Annotated in this window: 21 protein-coding genes and 1 other RNA gene; 12 read left to right on the top strand and 10 right to left on the bottom strand. The window is 50.0% G+C overall.

Going from position 1 to position 21,273, the window contains the following annotated elements; all coding sequences use genetic code 11:
• Window positions 1–323: 323 nt before the first annotated feature.
• The 4 genes from A8F97_RS02385 (at window position 324) to amtB (ending at window position 5,885) form a co-directional block, all read left to right on the top strand.
• Entirely contained in the window at window positions 324–2,093 is a 1,770-nt protein-coding gene (locus tag A8F97_RS02385) for a SmdA family multidrug ABC transporter permease/ATP-binding protein (RefSeq protein ID WP_033071822.1), read from the top strand.
• The gene (locus tag A8F97_RS02390; protein ID WP_025918774.1) at window positions 2,086–3,861 is read left to right on the top strand and encodes a SmdB family multidrug efflux ABC transporter permease/ATP-binding protein; all 1,776 of its coding nucleotides are present in this window, start codon (window positions 2,086–2,088) and stop codon (window positions 3,859–3,861) included. Before A8F97_RS02385 ends, A8F97_RS02390 begins: the two co-directional genes overlap by 8 nt.
• A 359-nt stretch (window positions 3,862–4,220) precedes the next feature.
• Entirely contained in the window at window positions 4,221–4,559 is a 339-nt protein-coding gene (glnK, locus tag A8F97_RS02395; RefSeq protein ID WP_002208627.1) for a P-II family nitrogen regulator, read from the top strand.
• A 39-nt stretch (window positions 4,560–4,598) separates the two neighbouring features.
• The gene (gene amtB / locus A8F97_RS02400; protein ID WP_014700821.1) at window positions 4,599–5,885 is read left to right on the top strand and encodes an ammonium transporter AmtB; all 1,287 of its coding nucleotides are present in this window, start codon (window positions 4,599–4,601) and stop codon (window positions 5,883–5,885) included.
• A 117-nt stretch (window positions 5,886–6,002) separates the two neighbouring features.
• On the opposite strand, the gene tesB is transcribed toward amtB, so the two are convergent.
• Window positions 6,003–6,866, bottom strand: coding sequence for an acyl-CoA thioesterase II (tesB, locus tag A8F97_RS02405; protein WP_014700820.1), 864 nt, complete (start codon window positions 6,864–6,866; stop codon window positions 6,003–6,005).
• Between the two features lie 210 nt (window positions 6,867–7,076).
• Between tesB and A8F97_RS02410 the strand changes: the two genes are divergently transcribed.
• On the top strand, window positions 7,077–7,661 hold the full coding sequence (locus A8F97_RS02410) for a YbaY family lipoprotein (protein WP_033071821.1): 585 nt from the start codon (window positions 7,077–7,079) through the stop codon (window positions 7,659–7,661).
• Window positions 7,662–7,680: 19 nt separating this feature from the next.
• On the opposite strand, the gene A8F97_RS02415 is transcribed toward A8F97_RS02410, so the two are convergent.
• Window positions 7,681–8,001 (bottom strand): MGMT family protein, encoded by a 321-nt coding sequence (locus A8F97_RS02415; RefSeq protein ID WP_005976085.1) that lies wholly within the window; start codon window positions 7,999–8,001, stop codon window positions 7,681–7,683.
• A gap of 174 nt (window positions 8,002–8,175) precedes the next feature.
• Here A8F97_RS02415 and ffs point away from each other — a divergent pair.
• Window positions 8,176–8,272: signal recognition particle sRNA small type (ffs, locus tag A8F97_RS02420), an RNA gene on the top strand.
• A gap of 457 nt (window positions 8,273–8,729) precedes the next feature.
• On the opposite strand, the gene A8F97_RS02425 is transcribed toward ffs, so the two are convergent.
• The 6 genes from A8F97_RS02425 to A8F97_RS02445 form a co-directional block, all read right to left on the bottom strand.
• Window positions 8,730–8,933 (bottom strand): HHA domain-containing protein, encoded by a 204-nt coding sequence (locus tag A8F97_RS02425; RefSeq protein ID WP_005976087.1) that lies wholly within the window; start codon window positions 8,931–8,933, stop codon window positions 8,730–8,732.
• A 55-nt stretch (window positions 8,934–8,988) separates the two neighbouring features.
• The gene (gene tomB / locus A8F97_RS02430; protein WP_005976089.1) at window positions 8,989–9,357 is read right to left on the bottom strand and encodes an Hha toxicity modulator TomB; all 369 of its coding nucleotides are present in this window, start codon (window positions 9,355–9,357) and stop codon (window positions 8,989–8,991) included.
• A gap of 758 nt (window positions 9,358–10,115) precedes the next feature.
• A complete protein-coding gene (gene ykgO / locus A8F97_RS22890; protein ID WP_005976091.1) occupies window positions 10,116–10,259 on the bottom strand; it encodes a type B 50S ribosomal protein L36 in 144 nt (47 codons plus the stop codon).
• A gap of 17 nt (window positions 10,260–10,276) precedes the next feature.
• Window positions 10,277–10,525 carry a type B 50S ribosomal protein L31 gene (locus A8F97_RS02435; protein WP_015730970.1) on the bottom strand — a complete coding sequence of 83 codons (249 nt, stop codon included), beginning with the start codon at window positions 10,523–10,525 and terminating at the stop codon, window positions 10,277–10,279.
• 232 nt (window positions 10,526–10,757) lie between these two features.
• Window positions 10,758–13,886: an efflux RND transporter permease subunit gene (locus tag A8F97_RS02440; RefSeq protein ID WP_033071820.1), complete on the bottom strand. Its 3,129-nt coding sequence runs from the start codon at window positions 13,884–13,886 to the stop codon at window positions 10,758–10,760.
• Between the two features lie 28 nt (window positions 13,887–13,914).
• On the bottom strand, window positions 13,915–15,111 hold the full coding sequence (locus A8F97_RS02445) for an efflux RND transporter periplasmic adaptor subunit (protein ID WP_033071819.1): 1,197 nt from the start codon (window positions 15,109–15,111) through the stop codon (window positions 13,915–13,917).
• A gap of 141 nt (window positions 15,112–15,252) precedes the next feature.
• Between A8F97_RS02445 and acrR the strand changes: the two genes are divergently transcribed.
• Entirely contained in the window at window positions 15,253–15,894 is a 642-nt protein-coding gene (gene acrR, locus A8F97_RS02450) for a multidrug efflux transporter transcriptional repressor AcrR (RefSeq protein WP_015730967.1), read from the top strand.
• Between the two features lie 40 nt (window positions 15,895–15,934).
• On the opposite strand, the gene rsmS is transcribed toward acrR, so the two are convergent.
• Together rsmS and priC are read right to left on the bottom strand one after the other, a co-directional pair.
• A complete protein-coding gene (gene rsmS / locus A8F97_RS02455; protein WP_014700814.1) occupies window positions 15,935–16,114 on the bottom strand; it encodes a pleiotropic regulatory protein RsmS in 180 nt (59 codons plus the stop codon).
• A gap of 37 nt (window positions 16,115–16,151) precedes the next feature.
• Window positions 16,152–16,688 (bottom strand): primosomal replication protein PriC, encoded by a 537-nt coding sequence (gene priC, locus A8F97_RS02460; protein WP_033071818.1) that lies wholly within the window; start codon window positions 16,686–16,688, stop codon window positions 16,152–16,154.
• 175 nt (window positions 16,689–16,863) lie between these two features.
• On the opposite strand from priC, the gene A8F97_RS02465 reads away from it, so the two are divergent.
• From A8F97_RS02465 to recR, 5 genes are all read left to right on the top strand, one after another.
• Window positions 16,864–17,259: a DUF454 family protein gene (locus A8F97_RS02465; protein WP_033071817.1), complete on the top strand. Its 396-nt coding sequence runs from the start codon at window positions 16,864–16,866 to the stop codon at window positions 17,257–17,259.
• 214 nt (window positions 17,260–17,473) lie between these two features.
• Entirely contained in the window at window positions 17,474–18,031 is a 558-nt protein-coding gene (gene apt / locus A8F97_RS02470) for an adenine phosphoribosyltransferase (RefSeq protein WP_015730964.1), read from the top strand.
• Window positions 18,032–18,105: 74 nt separating this feature from the next.
• Window positions 18,106–20,178 carry a DNA polymerase III subunit gamma/tau gene (gene dnaX, locus A8F97_RS02475; protein WP_033071816.1) on the top strand — a complete coding sequence of 691 codons (2,073 nt, stop codon included), beginning with the start codon at window positions 18,106–18,108 and terminating at the stop codon, window positions 20,176–20,178.
• A gap of 40 nt (window positions 20,179–20,218) precedes the next feature.
• Window positions 20,219–20,548, top strand: coding sequence for a YbaB/EbfC family nucleoid-associated protein (locus tag A8F97_RS02480; RefSeq protein ID WP_005976112.1), 330 nt, complete (start codon window positions 20,219–20,221; stop codon window positions 20,546–20,548).
• Window positions 20,548–21,153, top strand: a complete 606-nt coding sequence (gene recR / locus A8F97_RS02485) for a recombination mediator RecR (RefSeq protein WP_005976114.1) — start codon at window positions 20,548–20,550, stop codon at window positions 21,151–21,153. Before A8F97_RS02480 ends, recR begins: the two co-directional genes overlap by 1 nt.
• Window positions 21,154–21,273: the final 120 nt, after the last annotated feature.

A 21,273-nucleotide genomic window follows, 5' to 3' on the forward strand; every position in this document is an offset into this window, starting at 1 on the left:
TCATCATCCATACTCGCCATACTTCAAGTTGCATGTGCGTTGTCACTTACTTGAGTAAGCTCATCGGGATGAAATGATAGACTTCCTGTCTCTCACCGAAGGCCAGCCGTTGGCTGGTCAAATTCGTTCCCGACGAATTTGTCCTTCTCTTGCCGCGTTATGATGCACATTGCTGAGCATCGCCCTGGCGGGCCAACGCGAAGCGTTGTTCAAAACGAGTACGTTTTGTCCTGAAACTTGAGTTATTTAGTGTATATCCGTCTTTTGTATAATCATTTTTCTGAGCCTGTCATGGCCCGTCTGACTATTGGAACAAAAACTGCGTGAGATTGTTTGCTCAACTAAGTTGGTATTTTCGCCGCGAATGGCGTCGCTATCTGGGGGCTGTCGCACTACTCATTGCGATTGCTATTCTGCAATTGCTGCCTCCAAAACTGGTTGGCGTGATTGTCGATGGTGTGACGCAACATGGTATGTCGATAACTGAAATGATGCAGTGGATTGGCGTGATGTTACTGACCGCCGTCATGGTCTATTTACTGCGCTACGTGTGGCGAGTGTTCCTGTTTGGTGCGTCATACCAGCTAGCGGTTGAGTTACGAGAGGATTTTTATCGCCAGTTAAGCCGCCAACATCCTGCATTTTACCAACGTCATCGTACCGGCGATCTCATGGCGCGCGCCACTAACGATGTCGATCGCGTGGTATTTGCTGCCGGAGAGGGGGTGCTGACGCTGGTCGATTCGATGGTGATGGGCTGTGCTGTGCTGGTGGTTATGTGTACTCAGATCAGTTGGGAACTCACCCTGCTGGCACTGCTCCCGATGCCTATCATGGCGCTTTTCATCAAGCGTTACGGCACCCAACTGCATAACCGTTTTAAATCCGCACAGGCGGCGTTTTCTTCGCTTAACGATCAGGCGCAGGAAAGCTTGACCAGCATCCGGATGATTAAAGCCTTTGGATTGGAAAACTATCAATCAGCGCGTTTCGCGCAGGTTGCCGCAGATGCTGGTGCCAAAAACATGCACGTTGCCCGGGTCGATGCCCGCTTCGATCCCACCATTTATATTGCCGTCGGATTGTCGAATTTGCTGGCCATTGGCGGCGGCAGTTGGATGGTGATCAACGGTTCGCTGACGTTAGGTTTGTTGACCAGTTTCGTCATGTATCTGGGATTGATGATATGGCCGATGCTGGCGCTGGCCTGGATGTTTAATATTGTTGAGCGCGGCAGTGCGGCATATGGCCGCATTCGACAACTCCTCGCGGAAGAATCGGTGGTGAAAGACGGTGAGGAATCATTACCTGCCGAGCGGGGCGTGCTAGCGGTGGATATCTCCGCGTTTCACTACCCCGATAATACCCGTGATGCTTTAAAAAATATTCAATTTACGTTGGCACCGGGCAATATGTTGGGATTATGCGGGCCGACAGGATCGGGGAAAAGTACGCTGCTGGCGTTGATTTTGCGTCATTTTGATAGCTGCTCGGGAGACATTCGTTATCACGATCGTCCGTTGAGTGTCATTCGGTTGGATGAACTGCGCGGTCGTTTTGCCGTTGTGGGACAAATGCCTTTTCTGTTCTCCGATACGGTGGCACAAAACATTGCACTGGGCCGACCAGATGCCACTCAGCAGGAGATTGAACAAGCAGCACGGCTTGCTAGCGTACACGATGATATTTTGCGTTTACCTCAGGGTTACCAGACAGAAGTTGGCGAGCGCGGCGTGATGCTATCTGGCGGTCAAAAACAGCGTATTGCGATTGCTCGAGCATTATTGCTAGATGCTGAGATTTTGGTGCTGGACGATGCGTTGTCTGCGGTTGATGGGCGAACGGAGCATCAGATTTTGCAAAATCTTAAAACATGGGGTGAGAAACGGACGCTGATCATCAGCGCACATCGTTTGTCGGCCTTAACCGCAGCGGATGAAATCGTGGTGTTGCAACAAGGACAAACGGTACAGCGTGGTACACATCGGACGCTGGCGGCACAGCCCGGTTGGTATCGGGATATGCACCGCTACCAACAGTTGGAGGCCGCGCTGGATGATGTGCCGCAGCCAGAAGGAACGACAAATGAATAGCCCTCAGCCGTTTTGGCCAACCCTTAAGCGCCTGCTGGCCTATAGCTCTCCCTGGCGGAAAACGCTGATGTTCGGTGTCCTGATGCTGTGGGTTGCCGCGATTGCGGAAGTCTCAGGCCCCGTGTTGGTAAGCTATTTCATTGACGATCTGGTGACAAAAGGCCAATTCCCGCTGGCGATTGCGGTAGGTCTGGCAATGGCCTATATCTTGCTGCATATTCTGGCCGCCTCGCTGCACTATTTCCAGACACTGTTGTTTAACCGAGTCGCCGTCGGCGTTGTGCAGCAACTGCGTATTGATGTGATGGATGCGGCTTTGCGTCAGCCGCTGAGTACATTTGATACGCAACCTGTCGGGCAGTTGATTTCACGCGTCACCAATGACACCGAGGTGGTTAAAGATCTCTACGTCATGGTGGCATCAACGGTATTACGCAGCGCGACACTGGTCGGGGCAATGCTGGTGGCGATGTTCAGCCTGAGCTGGCAAATGGCGCTGGTTGCGTTGATGATTTTTCCTGCAGTAGCGACGGTCATGGCGCTCTACCATCGTTTTAGTACGCCGATTGTGCGTAAGATTCGGCGCTATTTAGCAGACATTAATGATGGCTTCAACGAAGTGATTAATGGCATGGGCGTCATTCAGCAATTCCGCCAGCAGGCGCGTTTTGGTAAGAAACTAGGCGCAGCCAGCCATGAGCATTACGAGGCACGCATGAAGGCTTTGCGTCTGGAGGGATTCTTGCTACGGCCACTGCTGAGTCTGTTTGCCGCAATGGTTCTCTGCGGATTGTTGATCCAGTTCGGTTTTAGCTCGGTTGGCGCGGTTGGTGTTGGGGTTTTGTACGCCTTTATCAATTACCTTGGCCGTCTGAATGAACCGCTAATTGAGCTGACGACCCAGCAGTCGATGTTGCAGCAGGCGGTTGTTGCTGGCGAGCGTATCTTTGAATTGATGGATGGTGCAAAGCAAGGCTACGGAAACGACGATCGTCCTATGGTCTCGGGGCGTGTTGATATTAACGATGTCTCTTTCTCTTATGGCACAGAAAAACGTGTGCTCCAGCATATCTCTCTGACGATACCCGATCGCGGGTTCGTCGCGTTGGTAGGGCATACCGGCAGTGGAAAAAGTACATTAGCCAGTTTGCTTATGGGGTATTACAGCCCGGATGAGGGCGAAATTCGGCTTGATGGCCGGCCATTATCGACGCTCTCCCATCGTGTCTTGCGCCAAAATGTGGCAATGGTACAGCAGGATCCGGTGGTGCTGGCGGAGTCCATGTTTGTGAATGTGACTCTGGGGCGCGATATTAGCGAAGAAGCCGTCTGGCGCGTGCTGGAAGTGGTGCAGCTTGCTGAGTTGGTTCATGGTTTCCCCGACGGATTACATACGCGTCTTGGTGAGCAGGGGAATAATCTGTCTACCGGACAAAAGCAACTGTTGGCGATTGCGCGGGTACTGGTGCAAACGCCTAAAATCCTGATTCTCGATGAGGCGACTGCGAATATTGACTCAGGTACGGAGCAAGCGGTGCAAAAGGCGCTGCGCATCATTAGGGAACAGACAACCTTAATTATCATTGCACACCGGCTTTCCACCATTGTTGAGGCTGATACGATTATGGTGCTCCATCATGGACAAACCGTTGAGCGGGGAACGCATGAGCAACTGCTGCAACAGCAGGGGCGCTATTATCAAATGCATCAGTTGCAACTGGCCGGAGAGGATCTCGCTACTCCCAGTACTGAGCCTTGCTCCGTATAACACGATTATCTCTAATTCCAGGGTCTGCACCGCATCGAGTAGTGCAGACCAACAGTCCATGCATGACTTCGCACCATCAGTAAGCATCATCATTCTGCTTTTTACTCCTGCTGCACTGAAAATACACTTCACGCACTAATTTGGTGCAATTATTGCCCCGAATTCTTCATTATTCATTTTCTACCGTGTTTACTTTTACTCTTTTCTTTCTCTAATCGCGTTCTCCTTCCTGATTTATGCCAGATAAATCATTTATGGCACACCGTTTGCTTTAATCATTGCGTAGACCGACTTCATAGAGCGCGTAATCGAACAAGTGGCGGGCGAAAGCCTGAACGTAATGGCTAGGGGGAAGATAAATGAAACTGGTTACTGTGGTGATAAAACCATTCAAGCTGGAAGATGTCCGTGAAGCGTTATCTTCTGTCGGCATCCAGGGGCTCACCGTCACTGAGGTGAAAGGATTTGGTCGTCAGAAAGGGCACGCAGAGCTATACCGCGGCGCAGAATACAGCGTTAACTTTTTACCTAAGGTAAAAATTGATATCGCGATTGCAGACGACCAACTGGACGAAGTGATCGACGTCATCAGCAAAGCCGCGTACACCGGAAAAATTGGTGATGGCAAAATTTTTGTCGCCGAGTTGCAAAGGGTTATCCGTATTCGTACGGGTGAAACTGACGAAGCCGCACTTTAACAACACCTAACGTAGATACGTAAATAGGGATGGATGAAAATGAAAAAACGACTCTCTTCATTAGGTCTCGGTGTGGCGGCATTACTCCCGAGCTGGGCAATGGCTGCGACACCGACGATTGATAAAGCTGATAATGCTTTTATTATGATTTGTACCGCGTTGGTACTTTTTATGACTATACCAGGTATCGCACTGTTTTATGGTGGCCTGATCCGTTCAAAGAACGTTCTGTCTATGATGACGCAAGTAAGCGTAACATTCGCAATGGTCTGTATCCTGTGGGTCGTTTATGGATATAGCCTGGCCTTCAGCGAGGGTAACGCCTTCTTCGGTGGGTTCAGCACATTTATGCTGAAAGGCATTGGGATTGAGTCTATCAGTGGCACCTTCTATCAGTTTGTACACGTAGCGTATCAGGCTTCCTTCGCCTGTATCACCGTTGCGCTGATTGTTGGAGCGATTGCTGAACGTATTCGTTTCTCTGCGGTGCTGATTTTCGTTGCGCTGTGGCTGACATTCTCTTATCTGCCAATGACGCATATGGTGTGGGGCGGTGGTTATCTGGCTGCGGATGGCGCGCTGGATTTCGCAGGCGGTACGGTCGTTCACATCAACGCTGCGGTTGCTGGGTTAGTTGGTGCTTACCTGCTGGGTAAACGTGCCGGTTTTGGCAAAGAAGCCTTCAAACCGCATAACCTGCCGATGGTGTTTATCGGTACAGCGATCCTGTATATCGGCTGGTTTGGTTTCAATGCGGGTTCTGCGGGTGCTGCCAACGGTATTGCTGCTCTGGCTTTCCTGAACACGGTTGTTGCTACTGCTGCTGCCATTCTGGCATGGGTTGGCGGTGAGTGGTTGGTACGCGGTAAACCTTCTCTGCTGGGCGCGTGTTCTGGCTGTATTGCAGGTCTGGTTGCTATTACCCCGGCGGCGGGTACGGTGGGCGTGGGTGGCGCATTGATCATCGGTCTGGCTGGTGGTGTTGCAGGCCTGTGGGGCGTGACCGTACTGAAAAGATGGCTGCGCGTGGATGACCCGTGTGATGTGTTCGGTGTTCATGGCGTGTGTGGTATCGTTGGCTGTATCTTAACGGGTGTATTCACGTCGGCATCGCTGGGTGGAACAGGCTATGCCGAAGGTGTGACAATGGCGCACCAGATTTGGGTACAGTTGTTCAGCGTGATTGTTTGCCTGGTGTGGTCTGGCGTGGTGGCATTCGTTGCCTTCAAAGTGGCGGATATGATTGTCGGTCTGCGTGTCCCTGAAGAGCAAGAGCGCGAAGGTCTGGACGTCAACAGCCATGGCGAGAGCGCTTACAATCAATAAGTAAGACAGTTCAAATACAGTGAACAGGCGTGGAGGAAACTCCACGCCTGTTTTGTTTTACGGTTAACGTTATTCAAATCGCGTCGTTTTAGCCATGCAATAAGCCCGTCAGCAGATTTATTGTTGGCGGCGACGCATAACGCCTTCCTGCATACTGGATGCAACCAGCACGCCTTCTCGGGTATAGAATTGCCCGCGCACGAAACCACGAGCGCCGGATGCGGATGTACTTTCCACGGTATAAAGCAGCCAGTCATCCAGCCGGAAATCCCGATGGAACCACATTGAGTGATCAATCGTGGCAACCTGCATGCCCGCTTCCAAAAAGCCGACGCCATGAGGCTGTAAGGCAGTGAGTAAGAAATTGCAGTCAGAGGTATAGCCCAGCAGATATTGGTGAATACGCTTATCATCCGGCAACGGACTGCTGGCACGGCACCAAACGTGTCTCACGGGGTCGTCCACTTCACCCTTCAGCGGGTTATGGAATTTAACTGGTCGCATCTCAATCGGGCTGGCCTGAATAAATTTATCACGAAAGCGGGGGGGTAGAAGATGTTGCATATCCTGCGCGATTTCTTGTTCGGATTTCAGATCTTCTGGCGGTGCGACGTTTGGCATCACATTTTGGTGCTCAAACCCTTCCTCATGGCTTTGAAAAGAAGCGGTCATATAAAAAATGGGCCGACCATTTTGAATGGCGCTAACGCGTCGGGCGCTAAAACTGTTGCCATCGCGCAGATTTTCAACGTCATAAATAATCGGCTTCTGACTGTCGCCGGGTAACAAAAAGTAACTGTGGAAAGAGTGAATGTTGCGCTCGATAGGAACGGTCTGTTTGGCGGCTGACATCGCCTGCCCCACGACTTGCCCACCAAAGACCTGACGTAGCCCCAAATCATCGCTTTGTCCGCGAAATAGCCCTTCCTCGAGTTTCTCTAAATGCAAGAGGTCGAGAAGGTGTTGTAGTGATTGACTCATGGTATCGGCCTCAATGGATGTGGGGGCTGGTTATCTATTTGTTCTGTAAAACTTAAAATTTCTATTTATAGTTTTTACTATAATGAATGCACGGCTTTTAGAAAAATATCAGAATTTTGCACCATCATTATTGTGTTTATTGAATCATACTATTTGCGAGTGCCGGTTTTCGATGCCGGCAGTCTGACAATAATAAAGGAGACTGACCGAATGAAATTATGGCATATCTTAGGCAGTATCACGTTATCGATGACTCTGGTTGCTTGTGCACAGAGAAGTGATTATGGCGTTTCTCCTCAAACTGGCGCACCTGTTACCTCTGTTTCTTCACCGCGTCCGGCTGTCGCACTGCCTGCGGTAACGGGGACAGTGAATATCCGTCAGCGCATTGCCCTACCTCACAGCGCGGTTTTGACCGTTACGGTGTCTGATGCATCGCTGGCAGATGCGCCTTCAAAAGTGATTACTCAGAGTGTGACGCGTACAGAAGGAAATCAGGCTCCTTTCCAATTCGAGTTACCGTATAACCCGGCTGATATTCAGCCCAATGCGCGTATCTTACTCAGCGCGGCGGTTGCCATCGATAATCGTGTTGTCATGGTGACGGAGAACGTCTTACCCGTTATTAGCAACGGGATAAATAACGCCGATTTGGTATTGGTACCTGTTGCTTCCGTTCCGTTACCCGCGAAAAACCAGGGATCGATGATATCCAATCCGGTGAATGAAACCCCTCATATGCTTCAGGGGCAACCGGCTTCATCCTCTACGGTTCCTGCGCAGCCAGTCTGGTAATTCATCTGGATACGCGCCGCTATGGCGCGTATTGCCAGCGATATTTAGCAAGATCAATCTTACCCTGACGATTGAAAATCACGCCTTCCGCCTGTAGCGCTGATTTCTGACGTATGTAATCTCCACCGACGAGTGATATTTCGCCTTTACGATTGATTACCCGATGCCAAGGGAGTTTGCTGTCTTTCGGGAGGCGTTTTAACACTCCACCGACTTGCCTCGATGCTCTGGGGGAGTCGGCAAGTTGCGCGATGTCGCCATAGGTCGCTATTTTTCCATAGGGAATGGCTGCGACAATTTGAAAAACGCGTTGGCGGAAATTATCGTTTTCTTCTGACATCCGCGGATGTTCCTGCTATTTCTAAACCGATTGAACTTCCATAGTGGCATAGTGAGGTGAGTAAGAAAACAACGGTTAGTATGGGTTAGCTTGCAATTGCCTATCTCATCGCCGATAATGCTCACCGCTTTGTGACACACAGTAGAACTGTTATAAAGCCGTCAATGGAGGCCCTGTCGGTTCTCCCGCAACACTACCCTGTGGACTCGGTCAGATCCGGAAGGAAGCAGCCGCAGCAGGTGACGTGTGTGCCGGGATGTAGCTGGCAGGGCCTCCACCATTTCTGCTCCTGTGTGAATACTCTACCGTCGAATTGATCTTCATCCTCTGCCCATAAAACCAATTCTTAGCCATAAACCCACGCTCATACGTAATCTTTGAGTCGCCATTCGCCGCGTTTTATAGGTGTCGTTGACCAATCTCTGTTTCTTCTGGAGGGGGAGTGGTTTCTTTACTTAGCGATTAATAATTGCGCCAATTATTACGACTCGTGTTTTTATCACGGGATATACTATTAATGATGCTATCAATGCGATTGTTATAAATGATAAACGGAAGGCAATAAACGAATGGGATGAAATGGTTTTTCATTTTTTTCTTATGTCAAAAAAATACAATTTGTTACAAGTCTTATTCAATTAATACGTTAAAACGAGAATGAAAACAAAGGCCGATAATATTATCGGCGCAGTGTATTAATGCCAGCTTTTTACACGTCTCGTTAGGGATTAACGGACGTATCGCCATACTGCGGTAGGAACTTTGTCGTAGAGTTTGTTCATCGTCAACTCTGCGAGGCGATGATCGGCTGCAGAAAAGAACATCTCCAGTTCATCATTGGAGAGTTCATACTTGTTTTTTTCAATAACGCGTTCGAGAGTGTCAATCGTTGTGCATTTACGCAAACGCATCAAATAGTCGATTTTTTTCATAATGGCCTATGCAAACAGTACCTGGTGGTTAAAATTTATATAAATAAATTATTGCTTAAGTTTTAGCAGGCGTACAGACGTTCTCCCCTGAGAACATTCCGAATAATTTTGCTTTGGACTTCTGCCAGCGTCGTAGTTCAGCGTCATTAATACCATAGTTGCTAAACAAGACGTAAGTATCATCCAAATATTTTTCAACCTGCTCTGAGAGCTCACTTTCGTTAGGGTATTTTATTTTAAATGTGAGAATAAACGTAGCGATATGCTCAATAAGCTCATTTAATTGGAGATTGATCGCAGAAGTTGGATCATTGACCCAGCCGTGACTGCTATCGCCTAACGTTGCTATGCTCTCATCACACAGATTCTCACATAAGAATCTGAGTTGGGCAATATCATAATGCTTTGGTGTGTACTCATCCATATCAATCCCTCCGTTAAGCCGTTATTCAGTGTTACTGCGGTTAACACCTAGTAAACAGGTAGACTGACGAAGCCTGCAAGATAAAGACGTTAGCATTGTTTCCTATTCATGTTGTTACAGAGAATGCGTTGAGCCATTGTAATTCGTTCAGCACTGAATGAGACAACAGCGATTTTCGTACCTCTCACATATTACTATGTCGCGAAACAGGGTTGGCGTAAATACCAACACAGCATGACTTAACCTTAAGTATAGCTATACCCTTAATATTTCAAGCTGCATGTACGTTGGTTGCGTTCACTCACCGAAATCACTTACCAAGTAAGTTCATTGGGGTTCCCTCTCTGTCGCGTTACGAAGCGCATAAAAGAACCCTGCTCAGCCAACATATCGCGTCGTTCAAAACGATAACATTTTGTCCTGCATCGCGAATTATTTTGAGTATATATATGACTATAGCAAAAACGTTCGTAAAATTCGCGGATAGGATAATAGATAAGGTTTTCACTGCTAGTTATTTTGATTAACTCTCAAATTTTTTGTAACAATGAGCGTAGAATAAACTCGATGACGGCTTATTTAATTATTTCTATCTAAAAATATGAGAAAGGGTAGACGGAGTGCGAAGGAATTGTTCTGTCGATAAGGTACAGTGATTGTTGTTATCTTATTGTTTAATAAGTTTTTTAATGGAAATCATCCCGTACAACCATACTAACGCCATAACATAGGTTGTATCGGGATGTGATAGAGAAAGATTAGCCTTTTTTCTTTTTTCCGCCCTGCACGGCTTTAAAGCGCGGATTGGATTTACATATAACGTAAACTCGCCCGCGACGACGGACCACAATACAATCTTTATGTCGATTTTTCGCTGAGCGCAGCGAACTAAGCACCTGCATTTAATTGCCCTCTCTGATTACTTGAAGAAGTTCCCAAAGCGCTGCTGGAAGCGCGCTGTGCTGCCTTCTTTGGAATATTCTTTTTGCTTCCCGGTGTAATAGGGATGCGATGCCGAAGAAACATCGATGGTGACGTAAGGGTAGTGGGCCCCCTCCAGTTCGATTGTCCGATCGGTTTTAATGGTTGACCCTGTTCTGTAATAGACATCCGCGCTGGTATCATGAAATACCACTGTGCGATAGTCAGGATGAATTCCTGCCTTCATTGTTACCTCATTTTGTTATGTTATAACATACCCATTATGTTGCGCTTTTTTATCATCAGGATCAACCATTATGTTTCGGTGAGGCGGCAGCATTCTCTACGTCACTGTAGATACGCATAAGATGCAAAAAAGCACCGTGAGCCGTTTAGCTCGGACTAGTTGGGTTGGGCTGGGAGGTAAAAAAAAGGCCGCGAGGCGGCCTTTTAGGATGGTTATCGGTGGATATGAAATATTAGTGGGCTGTTGTATCGTCGATTTTCTTACCAAAGCGACGACGAACCACAACGAAGAACACGGGAACGAAGAAGATAGCCAGCACGGTTGCTGTAATCATCCCGCCCATTACGCCAGTACCAACGGCGTTTTGTGCACCGGAACCCGCACCACTACTGATTACCAGCGGCATTACGCCGAGGATAAAGGCAAGTGATGTCATCAGGATTGGACGTAAACGCATACGTACTGCATCCAGCGTTGCTTCTATCAGGCCTTTCCCTTCTTTATCCATCAAATCTTTAGCAAATTCGACGATCAATATGGCGTTCTTCGCGGATAGCCCTATGGTTGTCAGCAGGCCCACCTTAAAGTAAACGTCATTTTGAAGACCCGTCATATTCGCCGCAATCAATGCACCGATGATCCCCAGTGGAACAACCAGCATGACGGAGAACGGTATTGACCAGCTCTCATAAAGCGCTGCCAGACACAGGAACACAACAATCAGTGAAATAGCATAGATTGCAGGTGCCTGATTACCAGATAACCGTTCCTGATAGGACATCCCCGTCCATTGGTAGCCAATACCTTGCGGTAATTTGGTGACGAATTCTTCCATCAATGCCATGGCTTCACCAGTACTCTTACCTGGAGCTGCCTCGCCCTGGATTTGCATGGATGGCTGGCCGTTATAACGCTCCAGACGTGGTGAACCGTATTCCCAGTGGCTCTGCGTAAATGCAGAGAATGGCACCATTTGTCCGTTGTTACCGCGGATGTACCAGTTCTTGATGTCATCCGGCAACATACGGAAAGGCGCATCAGCCTGAACGTAGACTTTCTTCACGCGACCGCGATCGATAAAGTCATTCACATAAGATCCACCCAACGTTGTTGCCAGCGTTGAGCTAATATCAGCCAATGACACGCCAAGTGCTTGCGCTTTTTCTTGATCGATATCGAGACGGAACTGCGGTGTATCTTCCATCCCGTTAGGACGAACTTGTATCAACGTATCAGGGCGTTGTGCCGCCATACCCAGCAACTGGTTACGTGCTTCCGTTAGTTTTGCATGTCCCAGGTTAGCCTGGTCAATTAACTGGAAGTCGAAGCCCGTTGCCGTACCCAGTTCGATAATCGCAGGAACGTTGGCCGCAATCACGATAGCTTCTTTATACTGACTGAAGACTGCGTTAGCTCTGGCTGCAATCGCCTGGACTTTATTCTCTGCGCCGCTTCGCTCACTCCAGTCATTCAAGCTGGCGAAGGCTAAACCGGCATTCTGCCCACGACCAGAGAACCCGAAGCCCGTCACGGTAAACACAGACTTGACGTTATTTTTCTCATTTTCGAGATAATATTGCGTCATTCTGTCCATGATTTTTTGGGTGTTTTCCTGCGTCGCACCTGAAGGCAACTGAACAATGTTCAGGAGAACCCCTTGGTCTTCGTCTGGCAGGAAGGACGTCGGCAAACGTAAGAACAAGAGTGCGAGGCCCACAACAATCAGCAGATAGATAACCAGATAACGACCAGTACTACGCAGAATATTAGCAACGCTGTCGGTGTAGTGATGCGTGCTCTTCTCAAACACTTTGTTGAACCAGCCGAAGAAGCCAGTTTTCTCACTGTGATCACCTTTGGCGATCGGTTTTAGCAGTGTTGCACAAAGGGCTGGTGTCAAAATCAATGCAACCAGAACTGACAGCACCATCGCAGAAACGATTGTGATGGAGAACTGGCGATAGATTGCCCCTGTGGAGCCACCGGTAAACGCCATCGGGACGAATACTGCGGACAGTACCAGTGCAATACCGACCAACGCGCCTTGGATCTGCTCCATGGAGCGTTTTGTCGCTTCTTTAGGCGGTAGACCTTCTTCCGCCATGACACGTTCCACGTTTTCCACGACGACGATGGCGTCATCCACCAGAAGCCCGATGGCGAGAACCATCGCGAACATCGTCAAGGTGTTAATGGAATAACCAAACGCAGAGAGGATAGCAAACGTCCCCAGCAAGACGACCGGTACCGCGATAGTTGGGATCAGCGTGGCGCGGAAGTTCTGCAAGAACAGATACATCACCAGGAAGACCAGTACGATGGCTTCCACCAGTGTTTTCACTACTTCGTTGATGGAAATCTTAACGAAAGGCGTTGTATCGTAAGGGTAAACGACTTTCAGGCCGGAAGGGAAGAACTCTTCTGCTTTGGTCAGTGCATCTTTTACGGCAGTTGCGGTATCCAGCGCGTTAGCGCCTGTTGCCAATTTGATACCGATACCGGCAGCCGGTTTCCCGTTGAAACGTGCAATAACGTCGTAGCCTTCTGCTCCCAGCTCAACACGTGCAACGTCTTTAAGGCGAACCTGAGATCCATCAGCGTTAACTTTCAGCAGTATTTTAGAAAATTCTTCTGCTGAATTCAGACGGGTCTGAGCAATGATCGAGGCATTCAACTGCTGGCCGGGAACCGGTGGAGCGCCCCCCAATTGCCCTGCGGCGATCTGGTTATTTTGAACACGAATTGCTGCGCTGACGTCACCTGCGGTTAACTGATAGTTATTTAGCTTGTTCGGATCCAGCCAGATACGCATGGCATACTGGGAGCCAAATAGCTGCGCGTCGCCTACGCCTGATGTACGGCTGATAGGGTCTTTAACGTTAGCGGCCACGTAGTCAGCGATATCTTCCTGTGACATTTTACCGTCTTCACTAATGAAGGCGGCAACCATGAGGAAGCTGCTACTTGATTTCTGAACGTTAACCCCTTGTTGCTGTACTTCCTGCGGCAGCAGCGGCATGGCCAGTTGCAGTTTGTTCTGCACCTGAACCTGTGCGATGTCCGGATCGGTACCTGCCTGAAAGGTCAGCGTAATCTGGACCGTACCTGAGGAGTCGCTGCTTGATGACATGTACATCAGGTTATCGATACCGTTCATATTCTGTTCGATAACCTGAGTGACGGAATCTTGCAGCGTTGATGCATCGGCCCCTGGATAAGTTGCTGTTACGTCAATCGCGGGTGGGGCGATCGTTGGATACTGGGCAATAGGTAATTTAACAATTGCCAGCAACCCCGTCAGCATCACCATGATGGCGAGTACCCATGCAAAAATGGGTCGATCTATAAAAAACTTAGCCATGAATTGTACCGGCTCCTGTTAGAACGTCTTAAGACTTCGCGGGTTCTGCTGACGCTTGCTGCGCCTGCTGATTTTCTGGAGCGACTTCTTTAGCTTTCACCTGCGCACCGGGTCTGATTTTTTGCAGACCAGTGAGAATAACGCGGTCACCTGCTTTCAAGCCTTCGGTAACCAACCATTTGTCACCAATTGCTTTACCGGTTTTAAGCGAACGCGGCTCTACTTTATCGCCTTCCCCAACCACCATCGCCGTGGCCTGACCACGCGGATCGCGGGTGACACCTTGCTGCGGCACTAATAAGGCCGTCGGGTTAACGCCGGAATCGAGGCGAGCACGTACAAACATACCGGGCAGCAGGTTGTGCTGTGGGTTAGGGAAAATGGCGCGCAGCGTGATGGAACCTGTGGTTTCATCTACCGTAACATCAGAGAATTCCAATGTACCTGCTTCTGCATACTCAGTACCATTTTCTAACAGCAGACGGACATTCGCTTTGCCTTGATTTTGTTTTAGCGTGCCGTTTTCCAGCTCTTTTTTCAGTTGCAGAAAATCGTTACTGGATTGAGTGACATCAACATAGATCGGATCAAGTTGCTGCACGGTTGTTAATGCCGTTGCTTGCCCGGTTCCCACCAATGCGCCTTCCGTTACCGTTGATCTTCCTACGCGGCCTTCGATTGGTGAATTGACTTTGGTGTAAGCCAGATTGATTTGTGCGGTGTCTACTGCCGCTTTGGCTGCCAAAACAGCAGCATCAGCCTGACGGGAAGTAGCGACAGCCTGATCGTAATCTTGCTTGCTGACGTAGTTGGTGCCCAGCAGCGGTTTATAGCGGTTAACCGTCAGGTGTGCAATTTCTGCCTGAGCCTGAGCTTGAGCAAGTGAACCTTTGGCGCTGTTGTAGTTCGCCTGATAGGTTGCAGGATCGATCTGATACAGTGATGCGCCAGCTTTAACGTCAGATCCTTCAACGAAGTTGCGTTTTAGGATAATTCCGCCAACCTGTGGGCGAACCTCAGCAATGCGGTAAGCACTTGTACGGCCCGGCAGTTCGGTCATGACATTCAGTGCTTCTGTTTTCAACGTAACAATACCCACTTCAGGCATCTGCTGCTGTGCGCCGCCGTCCTGCTGATTGTTGCCGCTATCACATCCTGCGAGCATTAAGCCGCCAGAAAGCATCAGAACTGCCGCCAGAGGCGTTAGCCCTCTGTTTTTGTTCATAGATAAACCTCAAGTGTCCGATTTGAAATTGACCAATGGATCACAAGCTCAAAAACCCATTGCTGCTATAGTCTTATGTTCATGCTATGTTACATACATTCTTGAATGTATGTAAATCACGCTTCCTTCAAATACAGCGATATGGCACGAAAAACCAAAGAACAGGCTCAGGAAACCCGACAACATATACAGGATACTGCGTTGAGAGTCTTCTCTGAGCACGGTGTGTCTGCGACTTCATTGTCTGACATTGCGATAGCTGCTGGCGTGACCCGCGGTGCTATTTACTGGCATTTTAAGAATAAAGCCGAAATTTTCGATGAGATCTGGGCACAGGCAGAATCAAAAATCAGTGAGTTCGAAATAGAGTATCAGACAAAATTCCCTGACAATCCACTCCGCGTGATGCGTGAATTATTGATTTATATGCTGCGTTTAACGGTTAATGATACGCAGTGGCGTTCCATTATGGAAATTTGTTTCCATAAATGCGAATTTGTCGGCGAAATGTTGCAATCTTATAATGCGCGCAAAGAGCTTTATCTTTCCTGCTATGTTGATATCGAAGAAAACCTGATTAAGTGCATTCGTATGGGGATGTTGCCGACGGATATTTACCCCCGTCGCGCTGCGATTGCGCTGCGTGCCTATTTTTCCGGCGTGATGGAAAACTGGCTGTTTATGCCGGAAAGTTTCGATCTCGATCAGGATGCTCCTGCGCTGGTGGATGCCTTTATCGATATGCTGCATTTTAGCCCGGCGCTGCGCAAACCTGCTGTGTAAGTTGCGGCTTACCACTCATTCTTGCCGCTAAGTTCCTGAACTATTCGTTTTGGGCAGAGGATTTCGCATCGTTTTCTTCTTGCGAGCGCTTTTTCTCAAAATCGGTACGTACCATTGCCAGCGCGGCCAGTGCAATGTGTGGTGCGATCTGGTTCTCTTCCAGCAGCATAATCAAATCGACTGCCAGCTTGACTTCAGGTGGGGCGTTTTCAAGTGACATCAATCAATTCCTCTTTTTTCTCTGCGAAACCGCTGCGCTATAACCCTTGTTCCCGGCGTTCGATCTGACGTTCTAATCGCGACAGCGCCTGACGGCAGCGAGCCAGTCGTCCTTCCAGTGCCGCTAGCTCTTTTTGTAGCCGCTGTTGCTCACTGAAAAGCGTCTGTGTGATGAGCAAACTTTCTCTATCCTGAATCATGGAAAGCAAACGGCGTTCATAATCCTGATGCTCTGCTAGCTTGTGATACACATCTTCCGGCTGTGGCGTGTTTCGTTGCTCTTGTCTGCGTAGCGACTGCGTCGCCAGTTCACGCTGCAAGGCAGCTATCTGGCTGACCAGCTTTTCAGCCAGAAATGCTACACGATCGGTGCGTTGCTCTGCGACCAGTTGTTTTATTGTATGCAGATTTTGTTCAACCTCGGCGCGATAATCACGTAACCGGGTGCCGTAACTGCTAAAAAGTTGACGATCAAAGCGTGATTGTGGCACCGCTTTATCTGCCAGCGGTTCCAGCTCTTTCGACAGCGTAGTAATTTGTTGCTCAAGCGCCTGCAGCAATTGATGCGTGTTCACTTTTTTCCCTTACGGTTAAGGTCAATGATTCAGCCAACCTACTCAGACGTAATATGTCAGCATGGTAAGTTATAGGGTGCCTGATGGCCTGCATGAGGATATCTTAACTAATCCATCGAGCAAGGTGATGATAAAGTATGACGTTGGTTGTAGCGAACAAAGCGTAAAGGTGAATATGTATCGTGTGTTGCTGATTATACTGGGGTGGATTTCCGTTGTGCTGGCAACGTTGGGTGTCGTGTTACCTTTATTACCGACCACGCCTTTCTTGTTACTGGCCGCCTGGTGTTTTGCTCGCTCTTCCCCGCGTTTCCATGACTGGCTACTGTACCGTTCCTGGTTTGGTAGCTATCTGCGCCATTGGCAACAACATCGGGCATTGCCGCCGGGAGCAAAATGGAAGGCTGTCGCCATGATTCTGCTGACGTTCGCGCTTTCGCTCTGGCTGGTTAAGCTGGTTTGGGTCAGGATCTTGCTGCTAGTCATTTTGACTATTTTGCTGACCTTTATGCTTCGTTTACCCGTGGTTGATCCAGAACAACAAATTCAGGACGTGGATCCGAAAAGATAGCGCAAGCGGCGGTCTTTGTGACGGGAATACAAAAAATACCCACCCAGAGTGCGGATAGTTGCATTTGTCCGTCACTTTGACTAGATTTGAGCGTTTTCGTGCACGGGTCGCCATTTTCCTCTTTGTCATAATGCTTATCCATCACATCATGCGATGGTGAAAGCCTTGTGGCGACCGGCATTTGTATGTTTAGAACGTTTTATCAGGCGCAACTATGACGACCGTAACAGCCCAGCAGCAGGCAGAATTAATTAAAAACAGTATCAAAAGCATCCCCGATTATCCGAAGCCGGGCATACTGTTCCGTGATGTCACCAGCCTGCTGGAAGATCCCGTGGCCTATGCGGCCAGTATTGAGCTGCTGGCGAACCGTTACCGCAACACCGGTGTGACGAAGGTTGTGGGTACGGAAGCACGTGGTTTTCTGTTTGGCGCACCGGTTGCCTTGGCGCTGGGAGTGGGCTTTGTTCCCGTGCGTAAACCAGGCAAGTTGCCGCGTCCGACGATCGGTGAAAGCTATGAGCTGGAATATGGCTCAGATACGCTGGAAATTCATGCAGATGCGATCTCCGCTGGTGATAATGTGCTGGTGATCGACGATCTGCTGGCAACGGGGGGAACGCTCGAAGCCACAGTGAAATTGATCCGCCGCCTGGGTGGCACAGTGAATGATGCCGCTTTTATCATTAATTTGTTCGATCTGGGGGGGGAACAGCGCCTGACCGAGATGGGTGTAACCTGCTATAGTCTGGTTGACTTCCCCGGACATTAATCATAACAGTCTCGCCGATAGCAGCGTGGCTGTGTTAGCATGATCGCCTCAATAACTCGACTGTTGCGGTATTGATGAGCTATCAGGTTCTTGCCCGTAAGTGGCGTCCCCAAACCTTTACCCAAGTTGTCGGTCAGGAACATGTCCTGACCGCGTTGGCTAACGGCCTTTCCCTAGGCAGAATCCATCACGCTTATTTGTTTTCTGGCACCCGCGGTGTCGGGAAGACAACGATTGCCCGTTTGCTGGCAAAAGGGCTGAATTGTGAACAGGGCGTAACGGCAACGCCGTGCGGTCAGTGTGATAACTGCCGAGAAATCGAACAGGGCCGTTTTGTCGATTTAATTGAAATCGACGCCGCTTCTCGCACAAAAGTAGAAGATACGCGCGATCTGTTGGATAACGTGCAGTATGCCCCTGCGCGTGGGCGATTCAAGGTGTACCTGATTGACGAAGTACACATGCTATCGCGCCACAGCTTTAATGCGCTGCTGAAAACGTTGGAAGAACCCCCTCCACACGTCAAATTTCTGCTGGCAACCACCGATCCGCAGAAATTGCCTGTGACTATTCTGTCGCGCTGCCTGCAATTTCACCTTAAAGCGCTGGATGTCGAACAGATTCGCGCGCATTTGGAACAGGTATTACAGGCGGAAAATCTCGTCAGTGAACCGCGTGCGCTGCAACTTCTGGCGCGTGCTGCTGATGGGAGCTTGCGTGATGCGCTGAGTCTGACCGATCAGGCTATTGCCATGGGGCAGGGGCAAGTTACGACCGCTTCGGTCAGCCAAATGCTTGGCACATTGGACGACGAGCAACCGCTGGCACTTATTGAAGCGTTGGAGAAAGGCGATGGCGCACAGGTGATGTCGCTGTTAGATCAAGTTGCTGCACGGGGTGTGGACTGGGAATCGCTGTTGGTGGAAACCCAGACGCTGCTGCATCGTATTGCGATGGTTCAACTGCTGCCTGCGGCGTTGGGCGATGATTACGCTGCCGTTGAAGCGCGTATGCGAGAGTTGGCCCGTGCGCTACCGCCTGCGGATGTGCAGCTTTACTACCAGACGATACTCATTGGCCGCAAAGAGTTGCCTTTTGCGCCAGATCGTCGGATGGGCGTGGAAATGACGCTACTGAGAGCGTTAGCGTTTCACCCCAGCCAGATTATCGCTGAACCTGTGGCACCTGTAAGCGCTGCGCCTGCTCAGGCTACGCGTGCGCCTTCTATTCAACCTCCTGTGCAGCAGCCCGTTGCGACAACATCGGCGATGGTTCGTGCACCAATGCAGCAACAGGCTGAATCTCGTGACGACGCGCTGCCATCATCTTATTCTCCCGAACCGCCGATGGATGCTTCCGCGTATGCGCCACCGTTAGGAGAACCGACTGTTTCGGCCAGTTCTGCGGATCGGCATGGTGAAAACGAACTGCCCGATGCGACTTCTCAGTTGTTACAGGCTCGCAGCCAACTCCTGAGAAAACAGGGGAGTACGCCACCAAAAAAGGCTGAACCGGCAGCGTCTGACAACACGCGGCCGGCAACTTCAGCGCTGGAGCGATTGGCTTCGGTAACTGAGCGTAGCATTCAACGGCAAAACGCGAAAACCTCGCCTTCCGAGCCCAAAAAGCCGGAAGCGTATCGTTGGCGGGCGCAAAACAAGGTTGATGAGGTTAAGGTCGATGTGGCGACGCCAAAGGCGTTACGTTCGGCTTTAGAGCACGAAAAAACGCCGGAACTGGCGGCGCGGCTGGCGGAAGAGTCGCTGGAACGGGATCCTTGGGCGGCGGAAATCCATCGCCTGACGCTGCCAAAGCTGGTACAACAACTGGCACTCAATGCGTTTAAAGAGAGTGAGGAAGCAGGTAAAGTCCATCTTCATCTGCGTTCATCCCAGCGGCATCTGAATTCGCCTGCGGCGCAAAAGACGCTGATAGATGCATTGACGGCCCACTATGGGCATCCTGTAGAATTACTGATTACTGAAGACGACAACTCAGCGGTGCGGACGCCGCTGGAGTGGCGTCAGGCGATATATGAAGAGAAGCTGGCGCAGGCGCGTCAGTCGATTCTGGCCGATACGACGATTCAAACGCTGCGGCGTTTCTTTGATGCGGAACTGGACGAAGAAAGTATCCGCCCTGTTTAACCGCTGCGAGTGCGCAGCCCGACGTGATAGAGAGAAAACTATGTTTGGTAAAGGTGGAATTGGCAACCTGATGAAGCAAGCCCAGCAAATGCAGGAAAAAATGCAGCAGATGCAGGAAGAGGTGGCGAATCTGGAAGTCACGGGCGAATCGGGTGCGGGTCTGGTGAAAATCACCATCAACGGGGCGCATAACTGCCGCCGTGTTGAGATCGATCCAAGCCTGATGGAAGACGACAAAGAGATGCTGGAAGATCTAATCGCTGCGGCGTTCAACGATGCCGCTCGTCGCATCGCTGAAACGCAGAAAGAAAAAATGGCATCGGTTTCCAGCGGTATGCAATTGCCGCCGGGCTTCAAGATGCCGTTCTGATGCAGACCAGTCCGCTTCTGGAATCATTGATGGAAGCACTGCGCTGCCTGCCGGGCGTTGGGCCTAAGTCGGCGCAGCGCATGGCGTTTCAACTGCTGCAACGCAATCGCAGCGGGGGTATGCGTCTGGCGCAGGCGTTGACGCGGGCGATGTCCGAAATCGGTCACTGTAGCGATTGTCGGACATTCACCGAGCAGGACGTTTGTGCGATTTGCTCGAACCCGCGCCGCCAGCAAAATGGGCAGATTTGCGTGGTAGAAAGCCCGGCTGATATTCATGCTATTGAACAGACGGGGCAATTTGCCGGTCGCTACTTTGTGCTGATGGGGCATTTGTCGCCGCTGGATGGCATTGGCCCAGACGATATCGGTTTGGGGCGGTTGGAAGAGCGCCTGCAAGTGGAATCGATAAACGAAGTCATTTTGGCTACTAACCCGACGGTAGAAGGCGATGCTACGGCGAACTATATCGCTGAACTCTGCGCGCAACACGGTGTGATGGCCAGTCGCATTGCACACGGAGTTCCGGTTGGTGGTGAGCTGGAAATGGTCGATGGTACCACGCTCTCCCATTCTCTGGCAGGTCGTCAACCTTTCCGGTTTTAAGCTGTCGGCTGCCAGTGTCACTCTCTGGCGGCTGCAGTCTTCTTTTCTTCTCCCACCATTTTCTTGAATCGCTGAAATTTACCCCTTGAAATCGCCCTGATTTATCCCCATCTGTTACTT

Source organism: Pectobacterium parmentieri (genome assembly GCF_001742145.1).
GTDB classification, from domain to species: Bacteria; Pseudomonadota; Gammaproteobacteria; order Enterobacterales; family Enterobacteriaceae; genus Pectobacterium; species Pectobacterium parmentieri.